Source organism: Streptomyces mangrovisoli (assembly GCF_000974985.2).
Taxonomy (GTDB): Bacteria; Actinomycetota; Actinomycetes; order Streptomycetales; family Streptomycetaceae; genus Streptomyces; species Streptomyces mangrovisoli.
In genome coordinates this window covers 1-16,475 of sequence record NZ_LAVA02000113.1, presented here as the reverse complement: position 1 = coordinate 16,475, position 16,475 = coordinate 1, and the positions used below count along the sequence as shown (strand labels likewise).

Here is a 16,475-nt window from a genome sequence, read left to right as displayed (position 1 = left end):
TCACGGCGCAGTGCCGGTGTGGTCAGACGCGGATTCGTCCTGGAACGTCACTGCGGCGTGGAGGAGTTCGTCCGCGTACCTGTCGGCGGCATCCCGTACGCGCTTCTTCGACGGCAGGAGGAACCACAGAACGAGGCAGAACCCGCAAGCCGCCAAGCCGAAGAGATTTGCTGCCGAGATCCGCGGCCGGCCCGTCATCGGGGCGAGCCACTTCATATAGCCCGCCAGGGCAAGCACGGACAGCACGCTGACACCTCGTGCCGCCCAGCGCAGACCGTAGATGTTGCGCTCGTAGCCGTAGTTGCGGTTCTCGTTGAACAGAAGGGCGAACTTCTCCTTGTCCCGGGTCCGGTCACGTACGCGCTTGACGGCGAGCTTGATCGCGTTGTCGGCCTTGGCACTGTCCCGTCGCTCCGCACGCAGGGAGAGCAGAGGCACTCCGGACACGGTTTCGACTGCGGTGCGCCACAACTGCCGCTGGCCTTCGTCGTCGCTGGGTGCATCGAGTCTCAGCCAGGCGGTCGTCGGCGGCCCGCCCCAGCTGTCCCACAGCTGACGTTCGGCCGCTTTGCCGAAGTGGCGCACCGCGCCCGCAATCAGGGCGGGACCCACGCCTGCGAGGGCGAGTGTCCCGGTGACGTAGGTCGCCGCCGGTATCTGGCGCAGCCCCAGGACGGCGAACAGGACGACGAGGGGAAGGACCGCGAGCAGGCCGGGGACCAGCCGGGCGCGGCGCTCGTAGTCATCGAGTAAGAGCATGTTCACGCGCCTCCGTCGTCCTCCACCATGTGGTGGAAGGGGAGGGACTGCGCGGGACCATATCCAGCGCGGTTGGGGGCGTCGTGCCGGCGCGTGAGAGTGGCGCCCTGGGTGGCGTAGACCGGGTAGCCGCGCCGTAGGAACGCATTGGTCACCTTCTTCGCCGGGTGACGGTGGTCCGGGTTCTTCCTCGGTGCCGAGACGCAGGCAATGCCTCGGGTGACGCCGTTCTCCATCGGGCCGAGCAGCCGGTCGAGGATCGTCGGGCCGACGTTTCTGCGGCTGCCGTGGTGCGGCACCTGCACCAAGTCGAGGTCGCCCGGGGCGAATCCGATGTCCTCGAGTGCGTCGGCCACGTGGGTGAGTGCAGGGATCCCGGCGTCGCCCGTCAGCAGCATCTTCATACCGTCGGTCTCCAGCAGGGAGACCACGCTGGCGTTGTTGGCGGGAGTGGTCGTCCCGTCGTCGCGCAGCGACTCGGCCAGCCATGATTCCGGGACGAGCTTCTTCGCCGCCTCCAACATCTTGCGCACCAGGGCCTCGTAGGCCAACTGGGCCGAGGAGGCGGCCGTCCGCCCGAGGAGGTCGGACAGCAGTTGCTCGTAGTACGCCGCAGTGGGACCAAGCACGTTGAAGACGCCGTCCTTGCTGCCGACACCGGCGAACGGCTCGACGATCTCGACTCCTCGCCGACGGGCGACAGCTTCCAGCTCCATCGCGGCCTCAAGCATCCGGCGCGCCGGATCATTCAGCCGCCCCCGCCAGTAGGCCGAGGTACGGGCGCGTTCCATCGCCTCCGAGTGGTCCCAGGGCAGATGCATGAGCAGCTGTCCCACGCTCATCTTCTCCAGCACCGTCTTCAGGCCGCAGATGTGGTCCTGATCAGTGTGTGTCGACACCACGATGTCGATGCGATCGGTGCCGTAGTGCTTCTTGATGTGCTCGACCAGGGCGTCCCCACAGTCGGTGTATCCACCGTCGACGACCATGACGGTCTGCTCTTCGCGCCGGCCCCGCAGGTTGCCGAAGCGGAGCGCGATGGCGTCGCCGCCCTTGGACTCCTCCCCCACCGGAAGAAAGTCGATCTCGTGTCCCACTGATGTTCCTTGACTCACGGGCGCCTTGGCGCATCACACAAAAAGGCGTCCGCCGCACACATGTGCCTTCGGTCAACCTTCAACACAGAGTAGCGATCTACGGCGGACAGATCATCACGCTCCGTCAAATCTTCGGCAGACAAAAGGAGTAGACCACCAGATGCACGTGACCGTTTGTGATCACTTCTGTCTCCAGCGACTCCCCGCGGCACGCCTTCGGACACAGACAGAAAGGCAACCCTCCCTTCAGGAAAGACGCAGCCCGGACGAAGTCCTGTGACGATCAGAGCCCGGGCATCTACACAGAGTCACGGAGCCATGGGCATGCAGGAGGCCAGGCCGACTACCTCTGCTCACATCCGGCGAATAACGCATCCGCCGTACCGAAGTTCATCTTTACAATTCCTGGCCCGGCAGCAGGCCGAGCGGCACCGCCCGACTCCGGGCCGGCTTTCTCAGACGAACCACGACCGGCCCGCTTCACCCGCAGCCAGACCAACCGCAAGAGCACACAACTCCCGGCACAGGCCAGACCGGAGCCGGAAGCGCGCCGACCCCAGGACTCCCGACAGGCCGCGAGCCTGCGCGGCCGTTCTCACGGCGAGGTGCGTACGCCGACGCCGGCCGGGAGCAGCACTCAGGGCGCAGCCGGGCGCGGTGTACAGCACGGGCCGGCCGCGTGACGCGCCTTGCCCGGGCCGCCTTGCAACGCGGGCCGCACCCCAACGGAGAAACGAAATCTTCGGTAGGTGCCTTGCCAACCACCCCACATATATCTAGTATCGAATGATCGAGTCCATGGTGCGCCCGACCGTGCCCCTGTGAAGACCGCACACGCAAGGGAGACACCCGTGCAGCCGGGCAGGGCCTCAGGAGCCGTCACCGCGCCCGCCGGCGGCGAACCCGCACATGCAGGCCTCCCCATCTCCGCGCCCCCACCACACGACCGCTCCCCCTCTCCCCCGCCTTCCCGGAGGAAGACGATGACCGGCACCGTTTCCACGGGGCTGACACAGGGCGCGGCAACACGGTCGACGTGGGCGAGGATTTCGACTTCGAGGACGACAGGGAGATGCGCCGCTGGCTTCCCCGTCTGGCCGCACTGTTCCTGGGCGCAAGCCCCTGAAGAAAGGGCTCCAGCCGTTCCGTGATGCGCATGGCCGGGTGAGGATGCGGGCTCACCCTCCTGGGCCTTTGAGACCGCCCGGCGGTTCGAGACTGCGCATGCGCCGGTCGTACTCCGCCGCCGGCTCCAGACCCACCGCGGCACGGCGCTCATCGGGCCGCGCCCGCAGCAGGGAAAGGGGCGTTGCGCGGTCGTGAAGGGCGGTCGCCTGTACGGCGGAAGACTCCACGAAGCTCCGAACCGGCCGCGGCGTGGCGTACAGCGCAGTCCGCACGATGGCCACCCCGCACAGGCCTGCCACGTGACACGCCCTGTCCGGGCCGCCCTGCGACGCGGGCCGCACCCGCCGCGGAGGAACGAAATCTTCGGCAGGCGGCTTGCCAATCACCTTGCATATATCTAGTATCGAATAGTTGGATTCATGGTGCGACGCACTGTGCCCCCGATGAAGACCACCCACGCAAGAAAGACGCCGGTGCAGCCCGGCAGGGCCTCAACAGCCATCACTGCGCCCGCCGACGGCGAAACCACAGAAACCGGCCTCCCGTACTCCGCGCCCCGACCACACGACCGCCCGCCCTCACCTGCGCCCTCCCGGAGGAAGACGATGACCGGCACCGACGCAGACGAACTCCTCACCGCCCAGCAGATCCACGAGGAGTTCGGTCTCAGCCCCTCACGCCTGAGCGAGCTCCACCGCGACCGCGCCACCACCGGCTGCCCCGAACCCGACGAGACGCAAGGCCGCCGGCGCCGGTGGAAACGCGGCACCATCGGCCCCTACCTGACCCGCTACCGTGCCGCGAAGACCTCCCGGTCCCCGGTACGCCACAGCCTGCTCACCGGGGACCGCGGCCGGCTCCTGTCCACCTCCGAGGTCGCCCAAGCCCTCGGCCACAAACGCACCGTCACCCTCCTCGCCTGGCTCACAGACCGGCCCGGCTACTTCCCCGAACCCGACGTCACCGAAACAACCGCCGGCGGCCGCCGGCGCCGCTTCTGGTACGCGGGCACCGTCGCCGACTGGACCGGCCAGCGCCCCGGACCCGGCAACACCCAGCCCAAAACCCGCACCACGCCAGCGGCCGCCCCAGCCGGGGACGGCGACCCGGACGAACTCCTCGACACCAAACAGGCCGCCCCCCTGCTCGGCTACCGCAGCCACCTCGAACTCCACCGCGCCATCGCCCGCGGCATCCTGCCCGAACTCACCGAACCCGACGACATCACCCGCAGCAGCCGGGGACTGGCCGGCAACCTGTACAAGCGCCGCCGCATCACCGCCCTCCAACACGCCCGCCAACACGCCCCCTCCAGCACCGAACTCGCCCGGCAGCGCCTGCACGCCGCCCTCGACGCCCTGCGCACCGCCGCAGACCCCGCGACCGTCACCGTCACCGCCCTCGCCCGCGCCCACCCCGGCCACGGCACCACCACCGCATGGAACGAGAACCTCGACGAAGCCCGACACACCCTGCAGGAAGACTGATCGCCCGGCGAATGCGGGCGCAGCGGCGCCGCTATCCTGACGGGGTACGGCATCCGGCTGCGGGCTCCCTTCGTGTCGCCCAGGCGGGCCGGATGGGCCGGCCGGTGGCCGGAGGAGGCCGTCAACCTCCCACCGGGACCCACCGGGCCCCGGACCGGCCACCGTCACCCACAACCACTCCCCCGGCGGCGGGCGGTTCACGTCACTCCGGCAGCATGGCGGACTGTGAACACGTCAGGGTCCGGGCCCGGAACAGCGGGTGACTGCGGCCCTCGGCCCCGCGGCGCCGTCCCCGGCCGGCCCGCCGGCCTCCAGCAGTGCGAGGATCCCGCCACGGCCGCCGTCCGGCGTGCCGAGACCACCCGCCAGGCGGTGATGTGCGGACAACCCGCCCGGTCTCACCCAAGGCACTCTCCGAGACAGCCGCGCGAGCGCTGCCGCACGCCCCGTGGAGGCATCACAAGGCCCGCTCCCCACCGCCGCACCAGATCTTCAGCACCGTGACGTCAACAGCTCCGGATACAAGCGCAATACCTCGCCACGACAGCTGTGTCCTCATCGTGACCGTGGTCAGTACCCCGTGGTCAGACATCCGGCAAGGAACAGCCGGTTTCCTCCAGGCAATCACCCCCTCCTGGCGAAGCCGAAGGAACCCCGTGCCCACCCCCTCCGACGAGCCCACCCCGACCACCGCCACCGCGCTCCCCGAGCCGCTGGCCCACCAGGTGCTGACCGCGCTCGCACAGCACCGCATGGCCACCACCAGCCAGCTCCACCAGATGCTGCGCCCGGAGGCCGGCCGCCGCAGAATCTCCGCCCCCCTGAGCACACTGCGCCGCACGGGACTTGTCGACTACACGGTGCTGCCGCGGAGCAACGGGATCCGCGCCTGGTACCTCACCGGCGAAGGCGCCCGCCTCACCCGGGATCTTCCCGCCCTGCGCGGCCGCCCGCCGTACCCGATCACCTCCGCCAGCGCCGCCTCCCTCAAAACTCCCCACACCCTCACCGTCGTCCAAACCCATCTGGCCTTCGCCGCCGACGCCCGCCGCCACGGCCACGAACACGGCCCCCTCGACTGGACACCCGAAGTCACCCACCCCATCGGCGACAGCCAACGCCTCATCGCCGACGCCGTCATGCACTACACCACCGGCCACAACCAACACCGGCACAAATACCGCGCCTTCATCGAAGTCGACCGCGCCACCATGAGCAGCGAACGCCTCGCCCTCAAACTCATCGACTACGCCCGCCTGTTCCACCACCACACCCCAACCGCCGGCCGCCGCAGACAAGCCGCCGCAACTCCGGGCTGGCAGCGCTGGTACCCCGTCTTCCCCCGCGTCCTGTTCGTCCTCACCGGCGCCTCCCGCACCACACTCGACCACCGGATCAGCGACCTCCAGGCCATGACCGCCCAACACCCCCACGCCGCCGACCTCGCCCGCCACACCCCCCTCGCCGCCGCCGTACTCGAAGACCTCCAACACCAGGGCCCGACCGCAGACGTATGGACACCCCTCACCGGCGGACAAAGGCGGCCATGGACCGAACTGTAGAACCCGGGCGGGCCACAAGGAGCAGAGCATCCCGCATGCTGCTCACCACACACCAGGCGGGCACAGGGAGCAGCACTCGCCGCACCCGGGAGTGCAAATCCAACGGCGGATCCGGCGATCACGGGCGGGACGTCACGTGACGGACAGCGCAGTGGAATTGGAGACCGTGGGGCCTGCCGGGAAGGCATTGTCCGGGCCGCCTGTGCCCGTGTCGGACGAGCAGCTGGTGGCCATGCCGGCGGACCGTGCCCGCTCGGAGGGACTGCAGCCGACCGGACACGGCGGGCTGCTGCAGCAGCTGGCCAAACGGGTCCTGGAGTCCGCCCTGGAGGATGAGATCACCGACCACCTCGGCTGTGAGAAGCACGACGCGGCCGGCCGGGGCAGCGGCAGCTCCCGCAACGGGGGCCGGGCCAAGACCGTGCTCAGCGACGTCGGGCCGGTCGAGGTCACGGTCCCGCGTGACACGTCGGACACGTTCGAGCCGCAGACCGTCAAGAAGCGGCAGCGCCGTCTGACCGGGTCGACGAGATGGTTCTGTCGTTGTCCGCGAAGGGACTCCCGCACGGCGAGACCGCTGCCCATATCGCCGAGGCGGGCAGCCGCAGCAGGGGCGTGCCGCGCGAGACGGGACTGCGGGCGCCCGCCGACGGTGTGGCCGCCTGCAGCCACCGCCTGCCCGGCACCGCCCCCGGCATCATGGACTGATCAGCCCTCAGGGGGCAGGACCGTGCGGGCCTCCAACCGGATGCACACCCGGGGGCCAAACCAGTGGTGCGCAGCCGAACCGCAGGCCGTGGCCGCAAAACGGCACGGCCTGCGGTTCAGGTCAGTCAGCCGCAGACTCGGCCTCCGGCAGTGTCGGATAGTCGGTCGGATAGAGACCGGCCGCGAACCCGTACACCACATCGCCTCCGCGGGGCAGTTGCGCGTAGTCGTTGGCAAGCTCCAGCACCCGCGCCCAGAACTCGCGGGCCTGCTCCCGCGGGATCCGCACATGCCGCACGATCGAGGAGAGCTCATCCGCCCGATGAGCGGAGGCCGACTCGGCCGCGGCCGTTGCGAGATCGTTGTTGCAGCAGGGCTCCTCGGCCCCGTCCGCGGTAGTGACCGTGCCGACGCGGAAAATGCGCGCGGTGCGGCCGTAGTAGCGCTCTTCGATGGCCCGCACCCGGCGGGTCCGCACGACTTTCAGCAGCTGGGCATCCACCAGCACGCTCACGTGGTGCGCCACCGTGCTCTTGGGGCGGCCCAGTGCAGCGGCCAGTTCGCCGACCGTCGCGGCGCGTTCCAGGAGCAGCTCGAGGACGGCGTTGCGCAGTGGGTTGGCCAGCGCGCGGAGCTGGGCCGGGGCTGTTACGTCGGTGACGTCGCAGACGTCGTAGTCGGGAAGACCAGAATTGTTCGACACTCTTCGATTATTCTAGACTTCCGGATCATTCGCTACCCGCAGACAAGGGGCCGGGGCATGACAGAGGTCGTACTCTTCCATCACTCGCAGGGACTGACGCCCGGAGTCGCCGCTTTCGCCGACGAACTGCGCGCGGCCGGCCACACCGTCCACACGCCCGACCTCTTCGACGGACGCACCTTCGACTCCCTCGACGAAGGCCAGGACTACGTCGGACAGCTCGGCTTCGGCGAGATCATCGAGCGCGGCGTCCGAGCGGCCGAACCCCTCTCGCCGGACGCCGTGTACGCCGGCTTCTCACTCGGCGTGCTGCCCGCCCAGAAACTGGCCCAGACACGGGCGGGCGCGCGCGGCGCGCTCCTGTTCCACGCCTGCATCCCCGTGCCGCAGTTCAGCGCGGCATGGCCTGACGGCGTACCGGTACAGGTGCACGCCAAGGAAGCCGACCCGTTCTTCGCCGAGGACATCGACGCCGCCCGCGCGCTCGTCTCCCACTGCCCTGACGCGCAGATGTTCCTCTACCCCGGAGACCAGCACCTCTTCGCCGACCACACACTGCCGTCCTACGACCCGGACGCCGCCAAACACCTCACCCGGCGGACCATCGAATTCCTCGGCACACACTGAAACCTCCGGACAAAGCGGGGTCCCATCAGCGGAGGGGGGACGCCCGGTGCGCGCGACCACAAGACGCCGCAAGGTCCTGGCAGCTCAGCTGCCAAGACCTCCACGGGCGCCGGCTCCTTCCGCGACTACCCCAGTTCACCAAGACGCAGGGCATCCCTCATCCCGCTGAGCTTCGCGGCCGCGGCCGCCGTCCGCTCCTGCGCCCGTTCAGCGAGTCGCAGGGCGTCGTCGATCTCGCTGAGCTTCACGGAGGACAGGCCGGCCGCCCGCTCCATCAGGTCGTCCCGGGACACAGTGGTCAGCCACGTGCACGGGGTGAAGCCCGGACACGGGAACGCGAACCGCAGCACGCCTTCGAACGGCAGTCCTTCACCGGCACCGACCGCCACTTCGATGCCCAGACCGCTGATGTCGACGCCCGCCGGAGCGACGACCTGCATCACCCGGATCCCCAACGTGTCGTCTCCCGACAGCACTACGACCAGCCTCCGCTCGTCGAACCGGACCCACCAGACTTCACCACGTTGCACAAGCCCTCCCCGCACACGCCGGCAGGCAGAAACTGCGCGACCCTCACGCGCCGCCGAGACGGGTACGGCCACCCTTGATCATCGGTGTGTGAAGTGCCGGAAGATCCTGCACGACTGCCGCCTCAGGGGCGACGGTGTCCACCACACGCCGCTCGGCACCGCACGCCTGCACAACCCCGCCCTTCAACGTCAATAACATCACCTCGCCCCACGCCGTGCTGAACGATCGGCGGTCCGGCTCGTCACCGACCCGCCGGACCCGCCCTGCTGCAGCGGCCCGCCGCCGGGTGCCACTCGCGGGCGTCCGATGCCCGCTTCTCCGCCTTGACCCGGCACAACGGGCGAGGCTTGCCGAGATTCGCGACAACGTGACTGCCCCCCTCACCGAAGCCGGGACACAAGGCTGGACCGGCGAGGCCGGAGGTCTCCGGGTCAGCCCGGCCGGCGCCCAGAAGAAGCCCCGCCGGCCCGACCGAAGCCAGGGGCAGCACACCGCCGTGGACCCTGGCATCCCCACGACCCGTGGTGACCGATGAACCGACGAAGACGGACGGCCGCACCGCCCTCGACCAAAATTCGAGAGCCGGTTCAAAGAAGCGCGCATCACACGCCCTTCAGGACACGATCAATAGCCGACCGGCCGACAGGTCCCCAGTGCGGCTTGCCGCCGGGAAGACCCCGATCTCCGTTCTGCCCCATGAGCATCAAAAAGAGACTCTTCATCGCGGCCAGCCCACGGGCGCGCCGGACCGCCGCCTCGTCCGCCTGCGCGTACATGCTGAAGAACCGTGAGGCCGTGCCCACGGGCAGCAGCACCCATGCGGCGGCAAGGTCCCACGCCGGGTCGCCGGCGAACAGGTCACCGAAGTCGACGATCCCCGAGAGCGTTCCGACCGAGACGACGACGTTCGCCGGATGGAGATCGCCATGCACCCACACCGGCGGGCCCTCCCACGCACGGGCCGCAACCGCGTCGTCCCAGACGGCACGGACATCGGCGGCGATGCCGCCGAGGTCAACGGCCCGGAAGAAGTCTTCGAAACCATCCGTGCAGTCTTTCGGATGAGCACCGCGGTCCGTGGCAACCGGCGCCCCGGCAGGCGCCTCCACATGGAGCGCCCGCAGGAAGCCCGCCAGTGTGTCGGCCGCGTGGGCGCCCCGGCTGATCGAGCCGTGGTCCAGCGGCTCGCCGTGAACCCACGTCATCACCGTCCAGTGCCTGGGAAAACGCTCGGACGGTTCGCCGAACCGCACCGGAGTCGGCACCGGGAGCGGAAGGCGCGGAGCCAGCACGGGCAGCCACCGCCGCTCCTTGAGCTGGCGCTTGGGGGTGGGGTCCACACGCTGCATGCGCACCGCCAACTCGTCTCCGAGACGCCACATCTGGTTGCCCCAGCCGCCCGCCACCTCGCGGACGGCCAGCCCTGCAAGGTCTGGATGCTGCTCCTGCAGCAGGTCACGAACCAGGTCTGCGGTGATCTCGATCTCGGTGCCGGTCATGCGAAGTCACAGTACCGAGGCGGCAGGCGAAGCCGCCCACGCCCTCCGGGACATCTCGCTGCGACGCCTGCGGCATCACCGATGCGGTTTCACACGCTATCCGCTTTCCGATCAGCGGGTTTGTCGGTCGAACAAGGGTCTTGATCGGGTGATCGCGGTGCGGTCGGTGCATGAAGACGCGGGCCGGCAGGCCGCCGCAGCTCGCCGCCGTGCCGACAGCGAGGCGTGCCGACAGCGCGTACTGGACGTCATCGCCGGTATGCGCAAGACCCGCAGGGCGCTCTCCGACGCGGAGATCACCCGGCGTGCCGCGGTCAATCCCCAGTACTTGCAACGGCACCGGGACCTCAAGGCCGAAGCGGAAGCCGTCCGCGCGCACCTCGCCGGCGGCCGGCCCCGGGCTGCGGCCGCCGCAGCGGCCCGCCAGGACGCGGGCCTGGCGGTGGAGAACCGAGCTGCGCGCCGTCCGCGTACGCGACCTCGCTGCCAGCGTGCTGGGCGATCTCGCGTCGACACCGGGCCGGGTCGGTGAGGTCGAGGCTCTGCGCGGGGAGCGGGACCAGGCCCTAGCTGCGGTGCGGCGCGCGGACAACGAGCTGCTGGCACTGCGCAACGTCGTTCAGCGCCTCATGGTGGAGAACACTCGGCTGCTCGGGAGCGGGCATCAGCCCTCCAGCGACAGCTGAGCCGGGCCCGCTCTGCGGCCTCTGAGCGACCTGGATGCCGTCGAAGACCCCCAGAAACAGGCGACGGGTCAGCGGTCGAATGCTCGGTGGCCCTGGTACTCCGCCGGGTCCAGTGCGTTCGTTTCGCTGGTGGCGGCCCAGCTGGCGAGCAGTCGCAGGGCGTCGTGATCGGGGGTGCCGGGGGCGGCACTGTAGGCGGTCAGGGTCAGACCGGGCTGGGCCGGTAGCTCCATGGCGTCGAAGTCGAGGGTGAGGTCACCGACGGCCGGGTGATGGAACGCCTTGCGGCCGGTGTGGTGCAGGCGCACGTTGTGCTTGGCCCAGGCGGTGCGGAACTCCTCGCTGCGGGTCACGAGCTCCCCGATCAGACCGGTCAGTTCGGTGTCGTGCGGAGCGCGCCCGGCCTCGGTGCGCAGCAGGGCGACGGTGGTGTTGACGCCGGTTTCCCAGTCGGGAAAGAAGTCGCGGCCGGCGGGGGTGAGGAACTGGGCGCGGGCGATGTTGGTGGTCGTCGCGGTGGGGTCGGGGAACAGGGGGGCGTAGAGGGCGCGGCCGAGGGTGTTGGTGGCAAGGATGTCCAGGCGGCCGTTGCGGATGAAGGCCGGGGAGTCCGCCATGGAGGCCAGGACGCGCAGGACGCTGTCCGGGAGGGCCGCGGCGGGGCGCCGGGTGCGGCGGGTAGGGCGCTTGGCGGCGGCCCGGGCGAGGTCGAACAGGTGGGCACGCTCGGCGTCGTCGAGCTGGAGGGCGTTTGCCACGGCGTCGAGGACTTCCTCGGATGCGCCGGCGAGGTGGCCGCGCTCCAGGCGGACGTAATAGTCGATGCTGACGCCGGCGAGCAGGGCGACTTCTTCGCGGCGCAGGCCGGGCACGCGCCGGTTGCCGCCGTAGGCGGGCAGCCCCGCCTGCTGCGGGGTGATCTTGGCGCGGCGGGAGGCCAGGAAGGCGCGGATGTCGCTCTCGGTGCTCATGCCTTCCACGCTAAGCCGGACGGCGCAGTCGTGGGGGGTCCTGTCAGTACCTGTAACGGCAGACCCTTCCCGGCTCGGTTGACCTGCGGTTTCCTCGATACCGGAGGCCACCGGCGCCGCCGGGACCCGGCCGGAGCCAGCTGCGGCGACTGCCGCGGAACCCGCGCCGACAGACCGTGGACCTACCCGGCCCGCGCCGCCCGATCAAGGAGTCACCCCGTCATGCCGAAGCAGTCCGCCCCCCAGGACCTGGCCCTCATCGCCCCGAAGCTGGTCGAGGTCACCAACGAAGTCCTCTTCGGTGACGTCTGGGAGCGCCCCGGGCTCTCCCCGCGCGATCGGAGTCTGGTGACCGTGAGCGTGCTGGCGGCGCTGTACCGCAGCGAGCAGCTCGGCTACCACCTCGGGGTCGCCCTGGACAACGGGCTGAGCGTGGAGGAGCTGTCGGAGGCGATCACGCACCTGGCGTTCTACGCAGGCTGGCCCAACGCCATGACCGCGATCACGCAGCTGAAGAAGATCGCCGACGAGCGAGCCGCCTGACCCTCGGCGCAACCGACGCCACGATCTCCCGCACGCCGGGGCCTGCGGGACCAGAAAGAGAGAACGCCATGACTGCCAGCGGATTCGATCAGATCTTCCCCCTCGGGGAGAAGAACGACGCCTTCGCGCAGTACTTCACCGGCCAGAGCTACCTGGCCCCGCTCGCTGCGGGAAGCGTTCCGGTCAGCAACGTCTCCTTCGAGCCGGGCTGCCGCAACAACTGGCACATCCACCACGGCAGCGCCGGGGGCGGGGACCAGGTCCTGCTGTGCACGGCCGGCAGCGGCTGGTACCAGGCCGACGGCGAGGAGCCCGTCAGCATGGAGCCGGGAACGGTGGTCCGCGTCCCGGCGGGCACGAAACACTGGCACGGCGCGAAGGCCGACTCGTGGTTCTCCCACCTCGCCTTCATCACCCCGGGCGAGAACGTCAGCAACGAATGGCTCGAACCCGTCACCGACGAGGCGTACGGGAACCTGCCGAGGAACGGAGCGAACGCATGACCATCCTGGACGAGACCTACACCCTGACGAACGGTGTCGAGATCCCCAAGCTGGGGCTCGGCACCTGGTTCATCGACGACGACAAGGCCGCCGAAGCGGTCCGCGCGGCCGTCGGGGTCGGCTACCGCAACATCGACACCGCCCAGGCGTACGGCAACGAGCGCGGCGTCGGCGAGGGCGTGCGCAGCGCGGGAGTGTCCCGCGACGAACTGTTCGTCTCGACCAAGCTCGCCGCCGAGATCAAGGACTACGACCAGGCGCTCGCCGCGATCGACGGCTCCCTGGAGAAGCTGGGCCTGGACCACGTCGACCTGATGCTGATCCACAGCCCGCAGCCGTGGGACGACTTTCGCGGCGGCGACTACGCCCAGGGCAACCGCGACGCGTGGCGGGCACTGGAGGACGCACACCGGGCCGGCAAGATCCGCTCTATCGGCGTCTCCAACTTCCAGCAGCACGACCTGGAGAACATCCTCAAGGGTGCGAGCGTCGTCCCGCACGTCAACCAGCTGCTCGTGCACGCCGGAAACACCCCCTCCGAGCTGCTGGCCTACTGCGCGAGCAAGGAGATCCTCGTCGAGGCGTACTCGCCGATCGCCCACGGCGCGATCATGAAGAACGCCGAAGTCCAAGCGATGGCGCACAAGTACGACGTCTCCGTCCCTCAGCTGTGCATCCGCTACACCCTGCAGCTGGGCACGGTGTCGCTGCCCAAGACGGCGAACCCCGAGCACATGCGCTCCAACGCCGAGGTCGACTTCCAGATCTCCGGCGATGACATGGACGCCCTGCGCGACCTGCGCGACGTGGACTACGGCGAGCACAGCGCATTCCCCGTCTACAGCGGCAAGTGACGCCAGGCCGGCGCCACCTCGCGCCGGCACCGGCCCGATCGCAACCGTGCTGAGCCCTGCCCCACCCCGATACGAGGAGCTGCCGCCATGCACCACGCCGCGCTCACCCGCCCCGACGCCGCGCCGACCAGGCCGACCGCGCAGGCCACGCCGGCCGGTGCCGGTGCGGCGCTGGCGGCGGCGGTGCTCGGCTTCTTCGTCATCACCTTCGACGCCGTCGTCGTCAACGTCGCCCTGCCCTCCATCCGCCACGACGTCGGCGGCGGCATCACCGGCCTGCAGTGGGTCGTCGACGGCTACACCCTGATGTTCGCCGCGCTGCTGCTGTCCGCCGGCTCCCTGGCCGACCGCATCGGTGCCCGCCGCGCCCTCGCCGCGGGCATGACCGTGTTCGCCGCCGCATCGGCCGCCTGCGGCCTCGCCCCCACCCTCGGCACCCTGGTCGCCGCCCGCTTCGCCCAAGGCGCGGCGGCCGCGGTCATGATGCCGGCCTCCATGGCCTTGATCGGCCACGCCTACCCGGACCCCCGACGCCGGGGGCGCGCGGTGGCGATCTGGGCCATGGGCGGCGCCGTCGCATCCTCCTCGGCCCCGGTGCTCGGCGGACTGCTCACCCAGCTGTCCTGGCGGTGGATCTTCTTCATCAACCTGCCCGCCGCCGCGACGGCCCTGCTCCTGCTCGCCCGCACCCCGCGTTCGCCCCACCGGCGCGTCCCACTCGACTGGACCGGGCAGACCACCGCGGTGGTCGCGATGGGCGCCCTGACCTATGGAGCGATCGAGACCGGCACCGCCGGCTTCACCGCGCCACCGGTGATCACCGCGTTCGCGGTCGCCGCTGTCGCAATCGCCGCGTTCCTCGCCGCCCAGGCCCGTGGCCGCCACCCGATGATGCCGTTGGACCTGTTCCGCTCCCGCACCGTGAGCGTCGCGGTCGTCATCGGGTTCGCGTTCATCGTCGGCTACTACGGCCTGCCGTTCGTCATCAGCCTCTACCTCCAGCAGGAGCGGGGCCTGTCCGCCCTGGCCACCGCCGCCGCGTTCCTGCCCATGATGCTGATCGGCGCCGCCCTGACCCCCTTCAGCGCACGCCTCGCCGAACGGGCCGGCACACGCAGCCTCGCCGTCGGCGGCCTGGCCCTCATGGCCACCGGCCTCCTCCTGCTCGCCCTCCTGCCGGCCTCCGCACCTGTGTGGGCGATCGCCGCGCTCATGATCCCGGTCGGCCTCGCCGGGCCCCTGGTCATGCCACCCGTCACCGCCGTCCTGCTGAACGCCGTCCCCGCCCACCGCGCCGGCGTCGCCAGCGGCGTGTTCAACACCAGCCGCCAGGTCGGCGGCGCCCTCGCCGTCGCCGTCTTCGGCGCCCTCCTCACCCAACCCGCCGGCTTCCTGACCGCCATGCGCGAAAGCCTGCTCATCGCTGCCACCGTCGCCCTCACCGCCGCAGCAGTTGGCACGCTCCTCAAGCCAACTCCCCACCCATGACACCAAAGCCTCCCGAGGCCGGGGCTCGGTAGGAGACCGCCCAGTCCATCAATGCGTCGACTCACAGACCACGCACGATGTGACCTGCTACGACGACGGCGCCCGGTGCGCAGCATCAGCCGTACACGCAGGCAGTCGAGAGTTCACGCTTCGTGCTTCTGGATGCATGCCCCGGCAATGCGGAGTCGTGGTTCCTCGCCCGCTGTTTCGAGGCGCTGCTCGCCGACGGGGTGCGGGGCATCGTCTCGTTCGCCGATCCCGTCCCGCGTCGGACCAGCTCCGGGGTCCTGGTGATGCCCGGGCACGTGGGGACGATCTACGCGGCTTCGAACGCGGTGTACACCGGCCGTGCAACCGCCCGCACGGTGAAAGTCCTGCCGGACGGCACCGTCTTCGACCGGACGGCGCAGAAGATCCGCCGCCAGGAACAGGGACACGAGTACGCCGTCGGCCAACTCGTTGCGCTCGGAGCTCGACGGCCTCAGCCCGGCGGAGACCCGGCCCTCTGGCTACGCGAGGCCCTGACCACAGTCGGGGCCCGCAACGTGCACCACCGCGGCGCGCACCGCTTCGTGTTCCGGCTCGGCCGGACGCGGCGGGAGCGGGAGGAGATCGAACTCGGGCTTCCCGCAGTACGGCCCTACCCCAAACACCCAGACCCTGAGCCGGCAACAGCGCACCCGCCACTGCCTCGCGCCTGAGAAGCCGTATCTCAACCGAACGTGATCCCTTGATTATCGCTGGTCAGGCATGGTTTCACTCGGTGTGAGGGAGGCATGCGGCGTCTTGTGTCCGCTTCTTGGTCGAGGGGTGCGCGGTGGCGTCGGTGCTGGGAATGCTGGAGGAGCGGGAGACGGCCGCACGCGTGCGGGTGGAGAGCTTGCGGGAGGAAGTCGCGCGGCTGGCTGAGGTGTTGGAAGCCGCGGAGATCGAGCTGGAGCGGCGCGTCATCGCGCGGGAGGAACTGGTCGAGGCCCTGGCAGTCTCTGCGGCCGAGTCCACTGCCGTGACCGAGGTCGAGGCCGAGGAGGAAGCGGTGCTGTCGCTCGCGCCGGTGCCGGGCTCGACGGTGCCGGCCTGGCGGGAAGGGTTGCCGGTGACGGTTCTGGCGCCGGACTATCAACGGATTGTGGGCGTGCTGGAACAACGACGATCCACGGGTCACGGGCCGCTTCGTGCCAACGAGATCGCGGTGGAGCTGGGCCTTGGGGCGACGCCGGCGAAGGTCGAGGGGTTGCGGTCGAAAGCCCGGCGCCTGGCGGAGCGCGGGTGGCTCTTCCTGGAGGCGTCAGGGGCATTCAGTGCGTTGTGGCAAAGGGAGTCCCTGTT

The 16,475-nt window shown here is 70.0% G+C and carries 15 protein-coding genes and 3 pseudogenes; 12 read left to right on the top strand and 6 right to left on the bottom strand.

Annotated elements, in window-relative coordinates; genetic code table 11:
* Together WN71_RS35590 and WN71_RS35585 are read right to left on the bottom strand one after the other, a co-directional pair.
* Complete coding sequence (locus WN71_RS35590; RefSeq protein WP_143074924.1) at positions 1-765, bottom strand: hypothetical protein; 765 nt, start codon at positions 763-765, stop codon at positions 1-3.
* Complete coding sequence (locus WN71_RS35585; protein ID WP_046591435.1) at positions 762-1,856, bottom strand: ComEC/Rec2 family competence protein; 1,095 nt, start codon at positions 1,854-1,856, stop codon at positions 762-764. The genes WN71_RS35590 and WN71_RS35585 overlap by 4 nt, the downstream gene beginning before the upstream one ends.
* A 1,733-nt stretch (positions 1,857-3,589) precedes the next feature.
* Here WN71_RS35585 and WN71_RS35580 point away from each other — a divergent pair.
* The 3 genes and pseudogenes from WN71_RS35580 to WN71_RS41280 all read left to right on the top strand — a co-directional run.
* The gene (locus tag WN71_RS35580) at positions 3,590-4,471 is read left to right on the top strand and encodes a hypothetical protein (RefSeq protein WP_052743174.1); all 882 of its coding nucleotides are present in this window, start codon (positions 3,590-3,592) and stop codon (positions 4,469-4,471) included.
* Positions 4,472-5,127: 656 nt separating this feature from the next.
* Positions 5,128-6,033, top strand: a complete 906-nt coding sequence (locus WN71_RS35575; protein ID WP_046591434.1) for a replication-relaxation family protein — start codon at positions 5,128-5,130, stop codon at positions 6,031-6,033.
* 232 nt (positions 6,034-6,265) lie between these two features.
* Positions 6,266-6,627: pseudogene (locus WN71_RS41280) on the top strand (transposase); the annotation flags it as partial.
* A gap of 235 nt (positions 6,628-6,862) precedes the next feature.
* On the opposite strand, the gene WN71_RS35565 reads toward WN71_RS41280, so the two are convergent.
* A complete protein-coding gene (locus WN71_RS35565) occupies positions 6,863-7,444 on the bottom strand; it encodes an ArsR/SmtB family transcription factor (RefSeq protein ID WP_046591432.1) in 582 nt (193 codons plus the stop codon).
* Between the two features lie 57 nt (positions 7,445-7,501).
* Between WN71_RS35565 and WN71_RS35560 the strand changes: the two genes are divergently transcribed.
* Positions 7,502-8,071 carry a dienelactone hydrolase family protein gene (locus WN71_RS35560; protein ID WP_046591431.1) on the top strand — a complete coding sequence of 190 codons (570 nt, stop codon included), beginning with the start codon at positions 7,502-7,504 and terminating at the stop codon, positions 8,069-8,071.
* A gap of 125 nt (positions 8,072-8,196) precedes the next feature.
* Here WN71_RS35560 and WN71_RS35555 read toward each other — a convergent pair whose 3' ends face one another.
* A complete protein-coding gene (locus tag WN71_RS35555; protein ID WP_046591430.1) occupies positions 8,197-8,601 on the bottom strand; it encodes a growth inhibitor PemK in 405 nt (134 codons plus the stop codon).
* A 91-nt stretch (positions 8,602-8,692) separates the two neighbouring features.
* Here WN71_RS35555 and WN71_RS41275 point away from each other — a divergent pair.
* Positions 8,693-8,797, top strand: a pseudogene (locus WN71_RS41275) (IS5/IS1182 family transposase); the annotation flags it as partial.
* Positions 8,798-9,204: 407 nt separating this feature from the next.
* Here the strand turns inward: WN71_RS41275 and WN71_RS35550 are convergent.
* Positions 9,205-10,101, bottom strand: a complete 897-nt coding sequence (locus WN71_RS35550; protein ID WP_046591429.1) for an aminoglycoside phosphotransferase family protein — start codon at positions 10,099-10,101, stop codon at positions 9,205-9,207.
* On the opposite strand from WN71_RS35550, the gene WN71_RS41635 reads away from it, so the two are divergent.
* Positions 10,076-10,633 (top strand): hypothetical protein, encoded by a 558-nt coding sequence (locus tag WN71_RS41635; RefSeq protein WP_143074923.1) that lies wholly within the window; start codon positions 10,076-10,078, stop codon positions 10,631-10,633. The two genes, WN71_RS35550 and WN71_RS41635, sit on opposite strands and share 26 nt — an antisense overlap.
* A gap of 222 nt (positions 10,634-10,855) precedes the next feature.
* Here WN71_RS41635 and WN71_RS35540 read toward each other — a convergent pair whose 3' ends face one another.
* Positions 10,856-11,758: a helix-turn-helix transcriptional regulator gene (locus tag WN71_RS35540; protein WP_046591427.1), complete on the bottom strand. Its 903-nt coding sequence runs from the start codon at positions 11,756-11,758 to the stop codon at positions 10,856-10,858.
* A gap of 222 nt (positions 11,759-11,980) precedes the next feature.
* Between WN71_RS35540 and WN71_RS35535 the strand changes: the two genes are divergently transcribed.
* From WN71_RS35535 to WN71_RS35510, 6 genes and pseudogenes are all read left to right on the top strand, one after another.
* On the top strand, positions 11,981-12,301 hold the full coding sequence (locus tag WN71_RS35535) for a carboxymuconolactone decarboxylase family protein (protein ID WP_046591426.1): 321 nt from the start codon (positions 11,981-11,983) through the stop codon (positions 12,299-12,301).
* Between the two features lie 68 nt (positions 12,302-12,369).
* The gene (locus WN71_RS35530; RefSeq protein ID WP_046591425.1) at positions 12,370-12,804 is read left to right on the top strand and encodes a cupin domain-containing protein; all 435 of its coding nucleotides are present in this window, start codon (positions 12,370-12,372) and stop codon (positions 12,802-12,804) included.
* On the top strand, positions 12,801-13,658 hold the full coding sequence (locus tag WN71_RS35525; RefSeq protein ID WP_046591424.1) for an aldo/keto reductase: 858 nt from the start codon (positions 12,801-12,803) through the stop codon (positions 13,656-13,658). Before WN71_RS35530 ends, WN71_RS35525 begins: the two co-directional genes overlap by 4 nt.
* A gap of 87 nt (positions 13,659-13,745) precedes the next feature.
* Positions 13,746-15,146, top strand: coding sequence for an MFS transporter (locus tag WN71_RS35520; RefSeq protein ID WP_079178375.1), 1,401 nt, complete (start codon positions 13,746-13,748; stop codon positions 15,144-15,146).
* Between the two features lie 131 nt (positions 15,147-15,277).
* Positions 15,278-15,847 (top strand): annotated as a pseudogene (locus WN71_RS35515) (Mom family adenine methylcarbamoylation protein); the annotation flags it as partial.
* 134 nt (positions 15,848-15,981) lie between these two features.
* On the top strand, positions 15,982-16,475 hold a 494-nt coding region (locus tag WN71_RS35510), incomplete at its 3' end, for a hypothetical protein (RefSeq protein ID WP_063777732.1).